Consider the following 20,313-nt stretch of genomic DNA (forward strand, 5'->3'; position numbering starts at 1 on the left):
CTCTACACTCTCCTTTCAACATAGCTAAGCAGCTTGCTTAGAGAATAAGTGAGAATGAAATAAATAAGCGCAGCAGTCAAGTACGGCTCCCAAACTGCGAAATATTGACTGCGCATCGCATTGGACCAATACATCAATTCAGGTGCAGCAATAACCGCGAACAAGGAAGAATCCTTAATCAGCACAATAAACTCATTCCCAAACGGTGGAATCATACGCTTAATTGCTTGCGGTAAAATGATCTTCTTCATCGTTTGAAAATGGGTCATGCCGAGCGAGTGCGCAGCTTCGGTTTGTCCTTTATCGATGGACTGGATACCGGCTCTGAAAATTTCAGCCATATAGCCTGCAGAGTTCAGCGACAAAGCGACAATAGAAGCTACGATGGCATTCGTTGTTCCGAGAAACAGCGGGACGACCCCGAAATGTACGAGCAAAATTTGCACGAGCAGCGGTGTGCCGCGGAAAAAGTTTACATAGATGCTGGCCGGCCATCTTAAATAACCGCGGTGCGACATTTTACCTAAGCCAACAGCCAGTCCCAACACAGAGCCGAGACAGATGGAAAAAATGGATATGCCAATGGTCCAAAGCGTACCTTTTAATAAAAGCGGTATATATTCAATGATGATGTCAAAACGAAAGTTCATTCCACACTTCCTTCCTTGTCATTTAAGCTGTGAACAGAACAACAGCATGCGCAAGGGATAACGTCACGCATGCTGTTTGATTCTTATTTTTGTTCAAGCAACTTTTTGGTGTCTGGGTCTTGACCGAACCATTTTTTGTATACTTTCGCGTAAGCCCCGTTTTCAATGACTTTTTTGATAGCCGGGTCAAGCTTCGCTTTAAGCTCGCTGCCTTTTGGAAGCAGAATCCCGTAGTATTCGGATTCAAAGTTTTTAGGATCGGAAATAGTAACGAATTTCTTATTCGGATTATTTTTCACATATTCACGAACGATAGCAACATCCGCGACAACCGCGTCTACGCCGTTATTTTCCAGCTCCATCAGTGCCAGCGTGTTGTTATCCAAACGTTTCAAAGATTTATTGTTATCGCCCATGATCTTGGTCATCAAAATATCCGCAGTCGTCGAGATTTGAACAGCGACTTTCTTGTCTTTCAGATCTGTCGCACTTTTGATTGGACTGCCTTCTTTGACAAGAATCATGTTGGTTGATTCGAAATAAGGGACGGAGTAATCGTAGGATTGCTTGCGCTCATCGGTAATCGAAACGCTGGAAATGCCCGCTTGATACTCATTGCCTTGCTTCACGCTTGTCAGCATCGTGTCCCAACCAATATTCGCTACATCGTAGGAAAGTCCTGCTTCTTTCATCACTTCTGCAAGAAAATCGATGTCAAAGCCGGTCAGCTTGCCTTTATCCATATATTCCATTGGTGCATAGGCAGCATCTGTCGCAAATTTGTACTTCGTGCCTCCGCTATCTTTAGCTCCGCAACCGGTTAAACCGATGACTAGAGCTGCTGTCAAAACAAAAAACGATAACTTTTTCATTATAATTCCCCCCGTGCTATGTATGGAACGACTCATATTTTAACACCTGGTCAATAAAATGACAACGCTTAAGTTTAGAAAACTCTTCAGGAAATTGCAGGCAATCGCAGTTTTCGTTCATTTTCGTATTTCTGCACAACCGAAGCTGATCTCCTTTGTTTTTTCGCACAAAAGAAAATAGTAAAACGCCTGGAACTTAAGGTTCCAAGCGTTTGATTTCCATCATTGACCGACCGCTACATCATTCTTAAAATGGCTTCTCTCCCCGTCATTCCGGCTATAATGCCAAGGTCTTCCGCCGTGTACGTCACCGATTCCAGCGGTGCTTCCAGAAGCTCCTCAATCGTCCGGACACCGGTTGCCCTTGCCGCGACAATATTGCGATCCCGCAAGCGCTCATTGAGCAGTGCAACGTCAAGCGCGCCGCACATAATGTAACCTTTATCCGTCGTCACTACCAGCAGCGTCGTCTTAGGCAATTTAACCTCTATCGCAATTGCAGTACGTCCCTCAAGGAGAATGGGTTCTACGCGCATCATGCTCTGCACAGCTCCTCTTTGCAGTCTTACGGTAGTATATGCGCGTGCGGCTAGTACGGTGTGACCGTGGGTTGAAAAGAATTTTTTTGGGGGTTGGGGAGGGTGGGGGTGAAACACCGTATCGGAAAAAGAAGAACCGCCAAGCGATTGTCGCAAGGCGGAAGATTAAGATATTAAATTAGATGATCATCTTTAAAAACTGATGCTAAATATCTTATTAGGTTAGTTTGAATTTCGACTTTGTTAATTAGTCAGTTAAAGATTATTGTAGGTTTTGAGTAACCAAATCGACAGCTCGTCCCGCGATTCCCACACCTCAACCTTGCTGCCGAGCATGAAGTCCTGTGCTTCCAGCAACTGCCTTGCTCGAAAAAAGCCGCCATGCGGTGAGCACTAGGCGGCTAGTGTGTGTTGGTTAAACACTGCACAATATTTTACAGACTCCGGAATGCATTTAGGGACCTCTATAAATTAGTATTTCCTGTACTTTCTCGTTTTCATCAAATTTAAATTCCACCCACACCCCATTGTCAATATACCCCAGATCCACATTAGAGATCTTCTTGATTTGTCTGTAGGATTTTTCAACATCTTTCTTACTACTACCAACTCCAACATTATATTTACCCAGTTTATAATCTGTATCAGTTATTCTAACATTAGATAATACCGCATTGCTTTTATCAAGAGGATTTATTCCAATAAAACAATAAATGTACCCTTTATAATACAATTTTAGTATAGCAACGTTTTTTTCATATACTATTTCTTCATCAATGAGTTTACCTTTCTCACTAACGATTTGATTATACAAGTGTGATGTGATACCTGTTTTCTCGAAATATTTTAATTCATACTCTTGCTTTCCATTCATAACCAGATAACTAACAATTGCAATAAATACAACGACAACGATCACTAGAAATTTGTATGTAGATGTACCCATATCTTTCCCTTCAAAAACAGTTTTAAAATACTTTATCAGATTGTGTCAGATAAGTCTTGCCGTTATTTCTATAGTATCTATAAAGTCCTTCTGGCTTTCTTTTAGAAGCTCCAAAATCATTTAGCACGTTATAGAACGCTGTTTGTTTGTCGGATAGCCTAGCATATAGATTTCCTGAAGCCCATCTTGTTAATGGATTGCCAAAAGATACGTTACCATCAAAAGCATAAACATCTCCTCCGGTTACCTTATTTTCAAGGAAAAAGCTAGCTAAATTCTCTGAAGCTACCGTCCTATGACCTGCATTACAACCTAGTAGTACGAGTTCTTTCATTTCCTTCGCGCTTAGATCATTTAAGTTTCCGATGTCAGCTCCAGAACTTGATTTCCCAGTTATGGATAGAGCATTATCACGAGTACCATCTTGCAATAGAATAGCTTTGTAAGACATGTGAGTGTAAATAACCACTGTATCTATGCTTACTGACGCTTCATCTTCTATTCCCATAGAATTCCACGAAGAAATAAAATCTTCAACGCTATTTACTAATTTGAGATGAACTTTCTCACCTTTTTCCTCTAGAACTTTTTTCTGATACTCTGCCTGTTCACTAAAGTCAGAATCTGGATTCGTTGTATACAGAACGTAGCTATCATTACCTGAAGGATCTACCCTGATCAATGGATTGTTTTGAACATAGGCATACAAATTCAAACTAAGCGGATTATCAATCTGCCCTTCATACGTATCTTCATTAATAAAACGCCCCATCGACGGATCATACCATCGAGCCCTTAGATATTGCAGCCCAACCTTATCATCCATCATCTCGCCACTATACTTAAACAGCTGTGGCAGATTTTCTTGCTGGCTGACAATGTTCCCCCAAATGTCATACGAGTATGAATTCAGCTTCGTATTACCCGTACTGTCCATAAGGTTCACCACGTCCCCATGACCATTCCGAAGATAATAAGCCTTTCCTTGACCATCCTCACGTGCAATTAGCCCCTGGCCACGTATATAACGAGCTTTAAGCGTTGCAACGCCACCAACTACTCTTCCTTCCGCTATTACCTGATCTCCATCCCAATAGTAACGTGTAGTCTGCCCATTCTCTCTTCGTTCCCATAGTAGCCCATCACCATTATATTTATATGTGACGTTACCACCACTAGTCAGAGCTACATTGGTAAGACGATCACGTTTGTCAAAGGTACGCTTCGAGTCAGGACTATCGAATGGAATGCTCGTCGTCATGCTTGTGCGATTGCCACGATTATCATATCCGTAAGTCTCGTTAAACTGATCGGAGGTTGAGATACGATTTAATTGATCATACGAAAAATTGTTTGTAACTGCTGGATTTGCACCTTGTTGCTCTGTCTTTGTCTCTTGATTGCCATTGTTATCATACGTATAACTAAACTTGTTTAACACAGTACCAGCTGCGCTTTTTTCCGTAAGGCTGCCAATACGCATTCCATCATAGTCAAAGACTGATGTAACTCCATTACGCTGTGTGATCTGCTTCAACAAGCTATTGTTATAATACGTATATCTTGCATCGTAATCTGTAGTCTTTTTTGTTTCAGTGTCTTTTAGAAAATCAGGGGAAGGAGCTACGATATCCAAACGATTACGTGAATCATAATGATAGTACGTATTAACCCCAAACGGATCATTCATCACAAAACGATTACCCGCGGCATCGTAGTCATACTTAATCGTTCTGCCATCTGGATAGGTTTGCGTCTGTAATACTCCTGCTGTCGGTGAAAAGTCATATTTGGTTACACCTGTACCATCCGTCATTTGTGTGCGTCGTCCAGCAAAATCATACTTGAAGGAGATGGCTTCCTCACTAGTTAATGGCACCCATGAGGCATCAGTAATTTCTTTCTTTACAAGAAAGTTCCTATTGTCGAATGTATACTTAAAACTTGTATTATTTCGATCAATTAGCCCTGTTTGGTTTCCATTAGCATCATAGAAGAACTTCTCTACTTTACCATTAGCATCCTTTGTTTGAATCAAACGACCTATTTCATCGTATTTCTTCTGGTTTGTATTCAATTCCGGCGAAGGGTATGTAACCAGGAGAAGATTACCTAAATTATCATATTGATACGATGTAATCTCGTCTTTGGCATTTTTTACGCCGGTCAAATGACCTACTGTATCATAGTTATAGGTTGTTATATTTTTTTTCGGTGTCTGATTATCTGTTGCTGTCAGCACATGTCCAACATTATCAAATGTAAACGTGCCTAAAACCGTGGATTGCGTTCCACCTCCTTGCAGCTTTTTAGTTTCCTCCCTACTCGTTATGCGACCTGCGATATCTGCTATTTCCTTGATGGAATAATCCTCAGCATCTTTGCTTGTTTTCGTGTTATCAATATCATTATACATCACGCTTGTAGTTGACAGATCTGGATACGTAGTCAAATTCTGACGATTCCACTGATCATACCCATAACTCGTCTTATTCCCCAATGCATCCTCTGTGCTTGTCAATCGACCATACTGATCATAGGTATACTTCGCTTTTGATTTATAGATGCCACCTTCATTAATGCCAGCATCAACTTTCCATCCAATCGGATTCCATTTGGTAATCGACTGGACCCCAGTCTCATCCGTTTGCTGCACTTGATTCTGGAGATCAAAGTAATCTATTTTCACAAAACTGTTATCTGGGTGGATGGCTTTAGTCACGCGTCCAATGGCATCATACTCATAGCTCGTGCTGTTGGTTTTACCATCTATAAACGTTTTTAGTTGCCCGTTAGCTGTATTGTAACTATATTGTTTTGTTATTGTCGATGATGTTCCATTAGCATCCGTCACAGCAATTGTTTGTTTGGTCGGAAAAGCGCCTGAGTAAGGAACAGCTGCATTATACTCGATTTGAAAGGTTACATAACTGGATGCATCTTTCTTAACCCGCGTTTGCCAAGCATTTCCGAAGGCATCGTAATTCTCATTTATCGTTTCCTGTAAAATAGCTCCTGTTAAACTACCATCACGTACGCGTACTGTTGTTACATTCCCATGAACCGTATCACGGACATATTCCGTATACTGGGTTTGGGTAGCTGATATGGGTTTAGATACCCCGATCAGTAAATGTGACGCTGTATCATATGAATACGTCGTAGTAACACCAAGAACATCAACAGCGCTTGTTACACTCCCATAGTCGTTATACGACTGTGAAGTAGTTATCACGTTCAATTTGGCATTTCCAGACTCCGCTTTTGTTACCTTTGTGGCAATAGGCGATGTCCATTTTTTTGCTTCATCATAGGTGTAGTCTGTTGTATTCGTATACGTTTTACCACCGTATTGAGAGGTTGTCTCCACTTTCGTGTTATAGAAAACCGATGGCGTATTTTCGTCAAAATAAACTTTTTTATTTGTAAAAGTCGACTTTGTTAATCCGTCATCAATTGCAACTGAGAAAAGCAGTGGTGTAGGTGGATTGTACGAACTGCCCATATCACTTAATGGATAAGTAATATCCTTGTGGTTAGCCGTTTCTGTACTGCCATCTGTTTTAATGAATTGATCATGCCTTGACTTTATACGATATACATTATTAAAGAATTCTAATCCAATTTGCCTTTTTATCGGTGTATCTTCATACGTATAGATTGATTTAGAGCCAGTAGGATGTGTAACACCGGTCAAAAGTGCATAGGGGTTGCTAAACTCTGGAGCCCCTGTAGCAAGACTAAAAAGAGAATCCTTCAAGCTATAGTCGTATGTTGTTGCTCGCCCAACAGCATCAACCACTTGGCTAAGCAACTCTTTACCATTCTTTATTGTTTTGTTGTAAGTTATTGTTTGCGTGCCTTTTGTAAGAACAACAGAATCTGTACGATATGTGATTCTTATTGTGTTTCCGATAGCATCTGTAATGGCACTTAACACCGAACCATAAACTACATTATTTTCATACGTGAATGTCACTTTATTGTTGTACGCATCAGATATCTGAATTAACTGACCGTTCAAACTGAAGTATTGACTAATATTTTGAGTAGACTTTAACACATACTCTGATGAAATTCCATTGACAGACACTGTTCTATCACTTTTAAATGTAAGATCCTTCCATGGGTAACCTATCAAGTTGTTGTTAAATTGATCAATCTTGTAAACCCCTGATCCACCAAGATGCAAATATTTAACATCAATACCGAATTCTATAGAGGAAATATCCCAGCTCCAACCTTTACCAATTGGAAACAGCTTCTCATCATATGGTTTACTTGTACCATTTATTCTTCCATAGAGTGACATCTGACTAAACTGAGACGAACCGCTGTCATATGATCTAGACAGGGTAAATCCAAGCCCATTTCTTCCAGGGAGACTTAAGTCTGCAACCTGTAAAGAAAGCCCGCCAGAAAGTGTAGAAACAGTTTCCTGATCTAGTTTAACTGAATATGGCGCTTCGTCAGGGTGCGTATTCACATAGCTGTAATCAGGTATGGGACCTGGATCAGTAGTACTAGCACTCATCATCATGGGGGTCTCATCACTTTCGTCACTCAGTTCGCTAATCACTTCGCTTTTCGCTTCTTTAGACATGTTAACAGGGTGCGGTTTCACCCTATCTAAACTTACTTTAATGTCGCCACTAGTTTTCCTTTGATCTTGCAGAGCATTCTCTGCATCTTCTAATGTATATCCCTGGTCAAGTATGCTCTGAATTTCTTCCATTGTGACCGAGAAGGTATCCTCTAGATTCTTCTTTCTTTTCTCAGTTATATCAACTAGCTTATTATCCTTGATAAACACTTCCGAGGCATAAGATATCCCACTAGCATGTGGCAAAATAGAAAGTAACAGAGCTGAGAGCAACGTAAGAGAAAGTACTCTTTTCAAAATTATATTCAAAGTATTGAAACCTCCTAGTTAGAACTAGTTGTTGTTTTGTTTGTAATGTTTCCATTGCTATCATATTGATAATTCGTTTGGACCTGCAAAGTTAACTTATTGACGTTAATTGAATAAGATGAAGTTGTACTGAAGCTACCGCCAACTCCAATGATTTTAATGAAATAGGTACTGCCAGCAGTGACATCAAACAGAACGTTCTCAGAAAAACCAGTTCCTCTTGTGCTTGATGCAATTTGATTACTATTAGAATCCAAGATGTAAACATCATAATTTAATCCACTAGGAACACTCATAGTTACTCGATCAACCCCTGTCAAAGGAGCAATATATTTAAAGTAATCTATATCTGTTGCTGTAGAGATGTTGGAGGCAATTGTCTGATTATAATTAATAACAAATGCATTCGTAGTGGAGTCGTTTGGCTCATAAGCTGAAGGGATCGATAGGTTTGTTATGTAAACCCAATTTGACCATTCATAATTATCAAAAACTCTTATTGCAAAATTCCAGCCACCGCTTGTTAATGCGCTTGTTTTATGTGTTGTTGTGGCTGAGATAATTGTTCCAGAGTCATATTCTCGTGTCGCCCAATTATCCTTAGAGCCAATTACTTGATATGAGACTTGTGGTTGATTATCTGAATCATTGTAATTCCAAGTGAAATTAAGAATATTGTCACTAAATGTTTGACCATTGATTGGTGACAATACAACGAGCGAGGGTTGATTATTCGTCTTAAAATATTTAGGTGAAGAGTATAAACTGCTAATTCCTTTGCTATCCTTCACTCGCACACTCCAATTGTAGGTTGTTCCTCTGTTGAGTATTTTATCTGGCACTGTAAATGAAGTACTACTTGAGTTAATCCAACCAGAATCGTAAACTTGCGATGCCCCATTATTGATGCTGACCTCATAAGCAGTTTGGCTATCTCCCGCATCTACATCTGAAAATGTCCATGTTAGCGTAGGTGTTATATTTTGTATAATTTCTGGCGTATTTGCCGATAGGTTGCCAGGGAGAGTATTCCCAGGTAGATTTGGCATACGATCAACCGTTGTGCTTCCTGTATACGTTATTGATGTTGTTTCATATGCATCATTAAATGTAACAGGAATGGAAGTATAAATTCCGGAAGGAATTTGATCGGTAACCATGTCCCATTGAAGAGACCATGTTTGATTTGACGCTGTATTCGAGATACTTACCGTCTTTGTAACATTTGCAATTTTTGCAGAAATTGAAACTGTATCATTATTTAGATCTGAAAATGTACCTGTTAAGGTTATTTTATTATTGCCAGCTTGATCCCATACGCTTTTATAATCATTGTTGATCGTGGCTTTAGGTGCGTAGTTGATATTAAAAATAAAATGCTTATTTGTATACGGACTGTATGACTGACCTCCGGTAATAACAACCCTTCCATCAGGAAGTGTGCTCTGAGCGAAGGCTGATGAGCTATGAACCGGCAGATCAAATAACGTTGACCAAGAATTGCTTGCTGGATTAAACAAGTAAACACTTGAATTACTTCCTCCCACATATCGATTCCATCCGGTTACAAGAACCTTGCCATCTGGTAGCGTGCTCTGACCGTGCTTTTCCATTGCTGTAGGCAGATCAGGACCTGAGTTCCAAGTATTTGATATAGGATCATAGATGTATGTTCTATAAAATGGCAGTTGACTGCCATTTTCAGTATCAGTTAAAACAGAGCCCCCAGTAACCAGTACCCTCCCATCAGACAAGGTACTTTGTTTATGATATTTAAGCGCCATTGGCAAGCTTGCTACTTTAGACCAAGTATTAGTGGTAGGGTTGTACAAATAACTGTCTTTTACGAAGAAATCACTTGAACCGCTAACCCCCCCTCCACCTGTCACTAAAACTCGACCATCATTTAAAGTGCTTTGCGCTCCATTTCCTACTTCTCTCCCAAATTCTCTGGGCACTTTTGCCACTTGAGTCCAATTATTTGCGGATGGATCATAGATGTATGCTTTTTGCGAACTTGTTAATAGAACTCTACCATCTTTAAGTGTGCTTTGTTGAGAAACTGAAAGATCTGAAGGTGCATCGGAAGCAAAGCTCCAACTATTTGTAGTGGGATTATAAATAATAGCTTTATTTAGCATTGAATTTGTCGTTCCGACCTGCTGAAATTGCACAGTATGTATGAATATACGTCCATCATTTAGCGTGCTTTGAGACGGATAGTACATATTATAAGAGAAACTAGATGTCTCTGAAAAAGAACCCGTAGGAGAAACAGCAGCGTACACGATTCCATAAACGCTACCTAACACATCTTCGTTACTTACATTTGAGGGAATCGTTGGTGAAATAACTGTTGTATTGCTTGAGGAAATATGGGAGAGACCATAGCCATATAATGGACTTTTTTGACTATTTAATTGAATGGTATCCTGATCTAAATATTGTCTTAATTTTTTTGCTTCACTATCTGGGTATTGCTCCTTAAGTATCGCAAGTGCTCCCACTACAAAAGGAGTTGCTACTGAAGTACCATTTGTTATTGAATACGTGCTATTTAAATGGGTACTCTTAATCCCAACCCCAGGTGCTACAACCTCCAAATCTTCACCTGTAGCAGAAAATGATGCCCGCTGATTAAACTGATCAACAGCACCAACCGCAATCACTGAACTATATTTTGCCGGATATTGAATCGTGTCTCCAGTACCCTCAGCATTACCTGTGTTACCTGCTGCCGCCACTAGTAGCAACCCACTCGCATATGCTTGATCAACCGCTTTATGCAGCGCTGGTGAATCGACACTCGTTGTCATACTCATATTGATAATGTCCATCTTGTTATCAACTGCCCAATCAATACCTGCTATGACGTCTGAGAGATAACCTTTGCCTTTTGAATCAAGTACCTTTACTGCATACAAATCTGCAGCCGGTGCAACGCCAACAACACCAACGTCATTATTCTTCGCTCCAATGATCCCAGCCACGTGTGTTCCATGACCAAAATCATCATCGAAAGAGGTCGTGTAATCTACAAAGGAAACTCCTCCCGCTACTGCTAAATCCTCATGATGAGTATCGATTCCCGAGTCTAGGACTGCTACTTTAACGCCTTTTCCAGTGTATCCGTTGCTCCAAGCATAGGTTGCATTAACGACTGATACGCCCCAATCCATGATTTGCGTTGATGCAGTTTGTAACTGAATATCTGGCTCGACTGACTCAACTGCGGGATCGTTCTTTAACGCTTCAATCTCATTTGCTGGGATGCTTACTGAAAGCGAAGGCGTATGCTTGTTTTCACGCTTAACTTTCCCCTTGCCCTTTTGGATTAATGACTTATTAATCTTCTTTTTGTCCTTGAAGGTAACAATAACTCTCTGTTCCTTGGTACCCGCTGCAGCAGCGTAAAAAATGGGACTTTTTTGAATCAGGTTAAATGAATTACTTGAAACGGGTTGTTGATCTACACTAGAAAATACTGAAACACCTTCTACTTTACTTTGAATAGGTGCGGCCTCAATCCCGCCAGATGGAAAGAACGAAAAGACGATAGCCCCAATCATAAGACTCGAAATAACTTGCTTCCTTTTTAACAACCATTCCATAAAATAACTCCCCTTTTAATTATTACTAATAATTACTAATTGTAAGGGATGAGCATCTTGTTAATCAGTAGGAGATACTGTCGTATTTTGTAAAATCAGATCAATTTACGCCAAAGATTTTAATTTAATCAACCCTCCATTTCCAATAATATTTCATGACGAAAATATCCTAGCCTGCGGCTAGGTCCTTGTCTAACACTATCGCTTTCCACCGCATATCCGTTCCGTTCCCTTCGCCTTACCCCGATTCGGCAGCAGGAGTCGAATGGTCTCTTCACACTTCGGACACAGCAGCCGTTATATTTACGAAAAGCGCTTTATCTCTCTGCTAGCGGACACCACGGTCCTTATTCGCCAATTTCGGGGAGAAATCACTCCCCAAGTGAGCCAGGAACAGCGCTGGTGTCCATTACATGTTCGAAGAGGCTCTTCTCCTTGAAGTAACGGCCTCTCAGTCCGTTAGCGAGGACAAAACTGCGCCTGAAGATGCTGATTTTGATCTGCAGTCCGCATATAAGTTCTGAAATGGAAAAAAAGCCCAACCAACAGTTGGACTCCTCACTCAAAGCTAGTACCGTGCCGTGCCATCCCCCCACTAACAACCAATATCCACAAGCTCCCCCTCCGTAGCCGCAACCAAATCCGCTCCCCGCAGAAAAATTTGCAGTCCCCGCCGGCCGCCGCTAATACTAACTAATTCCATCGACATAACAGTCGAATGCAGGTAAAAGGGGTACTTTTTCTTCATGCCCAGAGGAGAGACGCCTCCTCGGATGTAGCCTGTAAGCGCTTGGATATCTTTTACAGGCACCATTTCAACTTTCTTATTCCCGCTTGCTGCGGCCATACTCTTTAAGTTCAGCTCCTGATCCCCGGGGATGCAGGCTGCAAGGACACCAGACTTGTCCCCTTTTAAAACAAGCGTTTTGAATAATTGACCGGGCTGCAAGCCCACTTTATCGGCAACGGTCGCCGCATCCAATTGGCTCTCATCCCAATCGTATTCGTGCAATGAATAAACAATCTGGAGAGAATCGAGTATTCGGCAAGCATTCGTCTTGTTTGACAATCGTTTCACCTCTTTTATTATAAAACCAATCTATATTTGGGTATCATATCATGATATAGTTAAGACATGAGCAATTTCAAGGCTGCAAGGAGGCCATATGAGTCAAGGAAAATCTAACGTTACAGGTCATTTATTCACAGTGGAAATTTTAATGGAAGAGGCGACCAATGGTCTTGCGATGGAAAAGCTCCTTCATCTTCTTAACGCGCAGACTATCAAAGATTATAAGATCCTGAAGGGCATTGAGCTTGGCAAGCTAATTGAGTTGAATACGAAAAAAGAAATCTCGCCTCCCTCACATATAAGCAAAAAGGCAGCTGCGCCCCCGCCCGCTTCTCCCGTGCCACCGGCGAAGGCAGCCACGCCAAGCGAGGCCGCTGATCACATTATTAAGCAGCTCGACAGCTTCAAAACGAACAATACGCTGATACGGCTAACGGTTGTGAAAGGCCAGGGCATCAAACTAAATCTTCCCTGCCGAATCATTAATTATGACAGCAGCACTCAGAACGTTACGGTGTATCACGTAGACGAGAAGAAGGTTTATACTTTCAAATTAAACGAAATCGATGATTACGTCGCTTTCTAGCAAAAAAGAGGATGTCCCTGTCAAGGGGCATCCTCTTTTTATGATGATGTCGCCGAGCCTGATGCCGCCGCGGGGACACCATGGCTGAGCATGTTCTCTAACTCGGCGGCATCCACAGGTGGGCTGAACCAATAGCCCTGCACTTCGTTGCACCGATTTTGATGCAGGAAATGGAGCTGCTCTTCGGTTTCCACACCTTCGGCAATGACTTTCAAGTTCAAATGGTGCGTCATCGCGATGATCGTTGTTACGATAGCCGCGTCATTGGGATCCACCATAATATCGCGGACAAAGGAACGGTCGATTTTCAACTTATCAATCGGAAATTTCTTCAAATAATAGAGGGAGCTGTAGCCTGTCCCGAAATCGTCGATGCTGACGTGAACTCCCAGCTCCTTCAGTTCCAGCAAGGACTGAATGGCGTGATCGACGTCCATCGTCATGCTTTCGGTAATTTCCAGCTCCAAATACTGCGGATCGAGCCCGGTTTGCTCCAGCACATGAGAGATCTTGCCTTTCAGGTTATGCTGAAAAAACTGCCGCATCGACAAGTTGACCGAAATCGGCATCTTCGGGAACCCTTGATTTTGCCAAATTTTATTTTGCTTGCAGGCCGCCCGCAGCACCCATTCGCCGATCGGCACGATCAATCCCGATTCCTCTGCGAACGAGATGAAGTGGTTCGGCGAGATCAGCCCTTTCTCCGGGTGAGCCCAGCGAATAAGCGCCTCCACACCGACGATGCGTCCCGTCTCAATATCAACCTGCGGTTGATAGAATAAAACAAACTCTTCCGCAGCGAGTGCTCTGCGCAGTTCATTCTCCAGCTTGAGCCGATTGAGGGAAACGGATTTCATATCGGAATTAAAAATTTGAAAATCGTTGCGTCCCTTCTCTTTGGCTCTGGCGAGCGCAATATCGGCGTATTTCATCAAGGTATCGGCATCTTCTGCATCTGCGGAAGAGATGGCAACACCGATGCTTGCCGTTACATGCATCTCATACTGCTCCAGTAGAAACGGCTTCTCCAGGACGCGATTAATCTCTGCGATTACGGCAATCACATCGTTGGAATCGGCGACATTCGTATAATAAAAGGCAAATTCATCGCCTTCTGTCCGCGCCAAGTAGTCGGTTTCGGTGACGCAGCGCGTAAAGCGTTCTGCCAATTGCAGAAGAAGCATGTTGCCGTAATCGTAGCCAAAGCTGTCGTTAACGAGTTTGAACCTATCGATATCGAGATAAAAGACCGCTACCTTCTGTCCGATGGACCCGGCCATGCTTAATCTTTCATTTAATCGGTCTTTGAACATACGCCTGTTCGGCAGACCTGTCATGTCATCATAATACGCCATATAGCGGACTTGCTCGTCTCCGCGCTTGCGTTCCGTAATATCCTGGCAAATGAGTATGTAGCCCCTGACATTCGGCTCCAGCTCAACGGGAACCGCCGTCGCATGCAAATCTACCCGGTAACCGCTCTTATGGGAAACCGATGTCTCAAAGGCAATCGGTTCGCCGTCTTTCGCCTGCTGCAGTAGATCGCACGTCAGCTCATACTTCTCTTGCGTCACAAAATCGCTAAAACGTTTCTGCAGCAGCTCGGGCACCGAGTAACCGAGAATCGTTACCGCCGCTTCATTGATCCGAATGAATACCCCATTTTGATCGAAGATGCCAATGGCGTTCGGATGGTGCTCAAATAAGGAGTCCAGCACATGATAGTAGGCTGGGTCCTGCGTCGTTGCGGAGGGCTGCCTCACCCTCTCCTTGTTCAGCAGCAGCATGCACAGCGGCAGAGCGGCAAAGATACATATCCAAGCAGCATACACTTCTACGTAAAGGCTTACGAATATGGCGACAATCAGGTATCCGCCGATATAGAGCCGGTTTTTCACAAAGTTGCCTCCTCTTACGACATTACTAGATACCCGTGATCGTGTGTTGCATCGGACATACTTGCACACGTCATTATGTAATTTGGATTCTTTTGGTTAAACAGTATTTTCTACATAAGTCGCGCTTTTTCCTGCAAATGGTGCACAAAACAAACAAAAAAGAGTCGGATTGTGCCGACTCTTTCCATTTTTAATATTTAAAAGCAGCAATGGCCAGCAGAATCCATCCGACCAAGAAGCTCACTCCGCCAAGCGGTGTAATCGGTCCGAATAATTTGATACCTGTCAAACTAAGCGCATATAGGCTACCCGAGAACAAGATGATTCCGATAAAAATAGCCCATCCGGACGCATTCACGAGCGAGGTGCTCCCCAGCTTCTCTGACAAAACCGCAATGGCGATCAACGCGATCGCATGGATCATGTGATAATGCACGCCCGTTTGGAAAACGTCCAGCTTGTCCGGTGTCAATTTTTGCTTCAAAATATGTGCCCCGAAAGCACCTAGCGCGACAGAAAGAAAAGCATTCAAACTGCCGAGCAGCACAAAAAGTTTCATCATTGCTTCCAATCTTCCTTCCTAAATCTTCATTTTACTCCACTTCACCGATATCATGTTGGCCTACAATCAGGCGTACCGGTTCCAAATAAACCCTTGTTACCGTCGGCTGCTTGATCAGATCGATTTCAATATCTACAATTTTATTGCGGGCGATTTTACCTTCTCTTTTGTCATACACAACCTCAAATTGCTTAAGTCCCAGCCCATGAATGAGAACGGACGAACCGATAGACAGCGCATTGGACTCGAATTCCCCGTGTTCAAACAATACCTCAGACAAAATTTCTTCATTCATGTCTACAATCGTAACATACTGGCAAAATTGGTATTTCATCAAAAAGGCCCCCTTATGTCATAAAGTTCCTTTTACCCATTCGCCGAAAAATGTCGAAACTCCTGCCTATCTCTATCTTTCCCCTAAATGTTCACAGAAATCCCAAGAAAAAGATAACGACCGGTATCGTAAACATACTAAATAACGTTGAGGTAAACACGGCCTGCGAGGAAAACTCCGGCTCATTCTCATACTCGATGGCCAGCAGCACGCTGCTCAGCGACGTCGGCACGGCACATGAAAGAATAAGCGCTTTGGCCGTCAATCCATCGATGCCGAGCATCCAAACAACGAAAAATCCGATCAACGGCGCCGCAGCAAGTCTTAATATAAGGGAAACCGCCACATTGGAGAAATGGAACTCCCACTTCATGCCGCCAAGCTGTACCCCAAGCGTTAAAAGCGCCGTAGCCATAAAAGCGTTAGCAATATACGTCAGCGGCAAATTGATGGAGGACGGCACAGGCAGATGAAAATAACGCAGCAGCAGCGCGAGCGGAATCATATAAATAACCGGCAGGGACAAAATCGTTTTCATCGTCGCTTTCCAAGTTGATTTATGCGCGTTTAGTGTGTATATCCCGTACGTGTTAGGTATCAGTGTCTGCATAATCATGATGACAATTTGAATCGATAACGTATATGCATTCCCGCCGAATACGGTTTGATTAAGCGGCAGCGCGTAGTTGGCGCTGTTGTAGAAAATAACGCTGTTGCGCATAGCAATGCGCATGCCTCGCTGCAACTTTTTCAATCGAATATAAACCTCTATGACGGCAAAAAGAAGGCTAAAAAATAGAACGAAAAACAAGAGCACCTGCAGCAGGACATTTAAGTTCATTTCAGACTCATATAGCTTAACAAAAACAAGAGCTGGAGAAAATACGTAGAAATTAAGTTTCGATAATGTTTTAATATCCAGATGAAAAACACGATACATCGTTGCGCCGATCGCAATCATGATCGAAATCGGCACAATATTATTAATAAGAATATAAACGAAATAACTCATTTCTAGTCCTCACTTAAATGAAGTTCCGTTGCTGTAGTAAGCATCTCTGCTGTAGGTCGTAAAAGCAACTTCAACCTCCGGCAAGCCAAGCCCGAGAACACCCGTCGTAATCGCCTTGGCGACTGTATCCCTGATTTCGTCCCCGCGTTCGAACCAGGCGACCTCAACAAACGGATAGGCGGGGACGATCTTTCCTCCGAATACAGCGGCATGCTGCACACACTCCAGTGTAAAATTATCGCTGTCACAGCCGCATATAGCAGCAAGCCGGTCTACCAGGCTTTCACTGATTTCACATACCTGCTCCACAGATAATCCTCTGAACGTTAATCTAGGCATGATTCTAGCTCCATTTCATTCCGCCGCAAGGCTTCTTACTTCATTGATCCGTTCACATTCGTAATGATGCGTTTGAGCTGCAAGTTAAAGCTGTGAATTTCTTCCGGCGACAACCCGCTTGCTTCCAGAAGCGTATGCGGTATACAGAGCGCCTTTTCGTAGAGGGCAAGGCCGGTTTCCGTAATGACAATGTTCACGACACGTTCGTCTTCCAGCGATCTTTTCCGCTGAACCAACTGCTGGACTTCCATTCGTTTGAGCATCGGCGTCAACGTACCGGAATCGAGATCGAGCTTTTCGCTAAGCTCCTTGACAGTACTTTCCTTCTGATCCCATAAAACGAGCAAAACCAAATACTGCGGATAGGTAATCCCCAAATCTTCAAGAAAGGGACGGTACATCCGGGTAATCGCCCTTGAACTGGCATATAAACTAAAGCACAGTTGATTCTCAAGCTTCAATAATTCACTGCTGCTCATAGATCAGGCTTCCTTTCACCTTCGTCATATTGTGAACAATCGTTTTGCTTCAAATGTATATAAAAATAACCCGACTGTCAATGTAAATAGTCAGATAAGTTCATAAATGTTGCATGATTCCATCTTGTACCGTGCTCGATTCCAGTGATATTGTAGTAATACTTGGAATCACTATATCCGTCAGTCCGTATGGGGAGGCATGCCTGTGAATGTAAACGTTTCGGGAGACAACCGCAAGCTGTATATCAAGCTTTTACTGAGTACAATTCTCTGTACGGTACTTACGCTGCTTGTCTCCTCCACCATTTATTTTGCCAATTACAGAAACATTAATTTAAACCAGGTGTATCAAACCGATTTAGAAAATTTAACCCAAACGAGCCGGGAAGTTATCTCCATGACGGAAAGTGCTCAATCGCTTACATTTCAATTGTACCGGAACGGCAACATCAGCAAGCTTATGTTTTATGAGCATCCGGATATTTATGACACTACCGCTGCCATGAGGGAATTGAACAACTATTTGAATTCCATGCCCTACATTGCTTCCATTTATGTCTACAATCCGAAAGCCAGCTATGTATACATTGCGTCCAGCTCCGGGCAGAACGGTTTGATGACCAAAGATGAACTGGTCGACAAAGATATTTTGAACGTACTCGATCATTTCCAGGAGTTCAAGCCCTTCGTTCCCATCCCCCGCACCTACTTAAAGGATGCATCCAGCACGCAAAAGAGCAATGTCTACACGTACCTGTGCTACGATGCGATCGGCAATGACAATGCGTTGAATTCAGCGGTTATCGTCAACATCACGACGGATTGGATCAATAAGGATATTGGCAAGCAGCAAGGCAATGAAACGAGCTCCTCTTTTATTATCGATAGCAAAGGCAATACGCTGACCGGCAACCTCCCGAATCGTGCGGAAGCACTTACCGCAGAGTCCGCCATTACCAAACAGATTATGAGCAATCGTGGCTCCGGTTACTTCATTGATAAGGTCGGCGGCCAGAAATCCTTGATTTCTTTTACGGCTCCCGACTCCCTGGAATGGCGCTACATCCGCATAACGCCTTATCAGACGATTACGGAGAAAATCAACAAAATTCGGACAACGACGATTTACATCGGCATTTCCATACTCGTTGCAGGATTGTTAGTTTCCTGGCGTCTATCCCGCAAGCTTTATGTCCCTATCGATCGGATGGTCACGAGAATGAAAGCGCTGGAATCGGATAAACGAAATTCTTTATTTACATTAAAGCAAGATGTACTGCGGAAGCTGCTTCAAGGCCAGGAGCCCATTACGGCGAAAAAGATGCGGGAAAAACGCAGCGAGCTCGGCATTTCCTTCGATTTCCAAAGCGATTACCGGCTGGTTCTGCTTCGCATCGATGGTTTTCAGCCTTTTTTGCATCATCATCAGGACGATCTTCACGTGTATAAATATGCCATCATGAATATTTCCTCGGAAATAGTGTCACAAGCTTACCAAGTGGAAACGGTCGATATGGGGAATGACTGCATTGCGCTGCTCATGAATGTGCGGACCGCACCTCTCGATGGCGATCAGAGCATGCTGCTGGCGCTTTTAAAACAAATTCAAAAAGCGGTAGGCGAGCTTCTCAAAATCAGCCTCTCCGTTACTTATAGTCCGCTAAGCGCACAACCGCAAGACCTTGTCCCCATGCACCGCAGAATTATCGAAGCTTCCGAACACCGCTTGTTTCTTGGACCCGGCTGTTTGATTTCCGCTGCGGATCACCAATATCCGGAAACGGACGATTACTTGTTCACCGTAGAGAAAGAGAAAAAGCTCATCGATGCTTTAATGGCCGGCAAAGTCGCCGAAGCCAAGAAATTGTACAGCTGCATTATCGAGGAAACAAGACCCTACCCGATTAGCGTGTTTCAAGCCACCTTATCCCGGTTGACCATTACGCTGAATGGCGTCCTGCACACGATTCTCAAAAACAATTCTCTCGATATCCCAATAAGCATGCAGCTATCCAAAAATGCGCTTGCCAAGCTGGAAACGATTGAAGAAATCGAAGCGGTCGTCTTCGAATTGTTCGATGATTTGAAAAAGCGGCTTGATGACAAGCGGAGTATGAAGCAGGACGATCTGATTCGTAAAATCAACGATATGATTGAACAGCATTGCGGCAATCCAAATTTATGCTTAAACTGGATTGCCGATGAGATGGATATGTCGCCGATCTACCTGAGCCGCGTCTACAAGCAGAATACCATGAACGCCGTTGTGGATGTCATCAACGCCATGAGAATGAACCGTGCCAAAGATTTGCTGAAGCACTCGGATTTGCCGATTGCCGATATCGCCGAACGAATCGGCTATACCAACAGCTCTTATTTCTACCGGATGTTCAAGAAAAATTATGGCGTGACCCCGACCGATTACCGCAAAACCGGCCTCGAACCCGGCAATCAAGCTTCGCCATAAAAAGAACGGCCGCCCTGCAGGCATCACGCTGCAG

Annotated in this window: 15 protein-coding genes; 2 read left to right on the plus strand and 13 right to left on the minus strand. The window is 43.0% G+C overall.

Translation table 11 applies throughout. From position 1 onward, the window contains the following. Positions 1–2: 2 nt before the first annotated feature. From AC3WRW_RS12600 to ybaK, 7 genes are all read right to left on the minus strand, one after another. The gene (locus tag AC3WRW_RS12600) at positions 3–650 is read right to left on the minus strand and encodes an amino acid ABC transporter permease (protein ID WP_492546666.1); all 648 of its coding nucleotides are present in this window, start codon (positions 648–650) and stop codon (positions 3–5) included. A gap of 83 nt (positions 651–733) precedes the next feature. Next, the gene (locus AC3WRW_RS12605) at positions 734–1,522 is read right to left on the minus strand and encodes a basic amino acid ABC transporter substrate-binding protein (protein WP_492546667.1); all 789 of its coding nucleotides are present in this window, start codon (positions 1,520–1,522) and stop codon (positions 734–736) included. A gap of 236 nt (positions 1,523–1,758) precedes the next feature. After that, entirely contained in the window at positions 1,759–2,061 is a 303-nt protein-coding gene (locus tag AC3WRW_RS12610) for a YunC family protein (RefSeq protein WP_492546668.1), read from the minus strand. A 454-nt stretch (positions 2,062–2,515) separates the two neighbouring features. After that, complete coding sequence (locus AC3WRW_RS12615; RefSeq protein WP_492546669.1) at positions 2,516–3,007, minus strand: hypothetical protein; 492 nt, start codon at positions 3,005–3,007, stop codon at positions 2,516–2,518. 22 nt (positions 3,008–3,029) lie between these two features. After that, a complete protein-coding gene (locus AC3WRW_RS12620) occupies positions 3,030–7,919 on the minus strand; it encodes an RHS repeat-associated core domain-containing protein (protein ID WP_492546670.1) in 4,890 nt (1,629 codons plus the stop codon). Positions 7,920–7,933: 14 nt separating this feature from the next. After that, complete coding sequence (locus tag AC3WRW_RS12625; protein ID WP_492546671.1) at positions 7,934–11,530, minus strand: S8 family serine peptidase; 3,597 nt, start codon at positions 11,528–11,530, stop codon at positions 7,934–7,936. A 595-nt stretch (positions 11,531–12,125) separates the two neighbouring features. Further along, positions 12,126–12,599 (minus strand): Cys-tRNA(Pro) deacylase, encoded by a 474-nt coding sequence (gene ybaK, locus AC3WRW_RS12630; RefSeq protein WP_492546672.1) that lies wholly within the window; start codon positions 12,597–12,599, stop codon positions 12,126–12,128. Positions 12,600–12,696: 97 nt separating this feature from the next. Between ybaK and AC3WRW_RS12635 the strand changes: the two genes are divergently transcribed. Continuing rightward, positions 12,697–13,188 carry a hypothetical protein gene (locus AC3WRW_RS12635; RefSeq protein WP_492546673.1) on the plus strand — a complete coding sequence of 164 codons (492 nt, stop codon included), beginning with the start codon at positions 12,697–12,699 and terminating at the stop codon, positions 13,186–13,188. Positions 13,189–13,226: 38 nt separating this feature from the next. Here the strand turns inward: AC3WRW_RS12635 and AC3WRW_RS12640 are convergent, their stop codons facing one another. The 6 genes from AC3WRW_RS12640 to AC3WRW_RS12665 all read right to left on the minus strand — a co-directional run bounded on the left by AC3WRW_RS12640 (position 13,227) and on the right by AC3WRW_RS12665 (position 17,812). Continuing rightward, positions 13,227–15,086: a putative bifunctional diguanylate cyclase/phosphodiesterase gene (locus AC3WRW_RS12640; protein ID WP_492546674.1), complete on the minus strand. Its 1,860-nt coding sequence runs from the start codon at positions 15,084–15,086 to the stop codon at positions 13,227–13,229. 190 nt (positions 15,087–15,276) lie between these two features. Next, positions 15,277–15,645 (minus strand): DUF423 domain-containing protein, encoded by a 369-nt coding sequence (locus AC3WRW_RS12645; protein ID WP_492546681.1) that lies wholly within the window; start codon positions 15,643–15,645, stop codon positions 15,277–15,279. Between the two features lie 34 nt (positions 15,646–15,679). Beyond that, a complete protein-coding gene (locus AC3WRW_RS12650) occupies positions 15,680–15,982 on the minus strand; it encodes a hypothetical protein (RefSeq protein ID WP_492546675.1) in 303 nt (100 codons plus the stop codon). A 91-nt stretch (positions 15,983–16,073) separates the two neighbouring features. Beyond that, positions 16,074–16,994, minus strand: coding sequence for an AEC family transporter (locus AC3WRW_RS12655; protein WP_492546676.1), 921 nt, complete (start codon positions 16,992–16,994; stop codon positions 16,074–16,076). Between the two features lie 9 nt (positions 16,995–17,003). After that, positions 17,004–17,333, minus strand: a complete 330-nt coding sequence (locus AC3WRW_RS12660; RefSeq protein ID WP_492546677.1) for a DUF1904 family protein — start codon at positions 17,331–17,333, stop codon at positions 17,004–17,006. 35 nt (positions 17,334–17,368) lie between these two features. Next, the gene (locus tag AC3WRW_RS12665; protein ID WP_492546678.1) at positions 17,369–17,812 is read right to left on the minus strand and encodes a MarR family winged helix-turn-helix transcriptional regulator; all 444 of its coding nucleotides are present in this window, start codon (positions 17,810–17,812) and stop codon (positions 17,369–17,371) included. Positions 17,813–18,017: 205 nt separating this feature from the next. Here AC3WRW_RS12665 and AC3WRW_RS12670 point away from each other — a divergent pair, with 205 nt between their 5' ends. Then, positions 18,018–20,279 (plus strand): helix-turn-helix domain-containing protein, encoded by a 2,262-nt coding sequence (locus AC3WRW_RS12670; RefSeq protein WP_492546679.1) that lies wholly within the window; start codon positions 18,018–18,020, stop codon positions 20,277–20,279. The last annotated feature ends 34 nt before the right edge of the window (positions 20,280–20,313 follow it).

The sequence above is a fragment of the Paenibacillus sp. FW126-R14 genome (assembly GCF_058789495.1).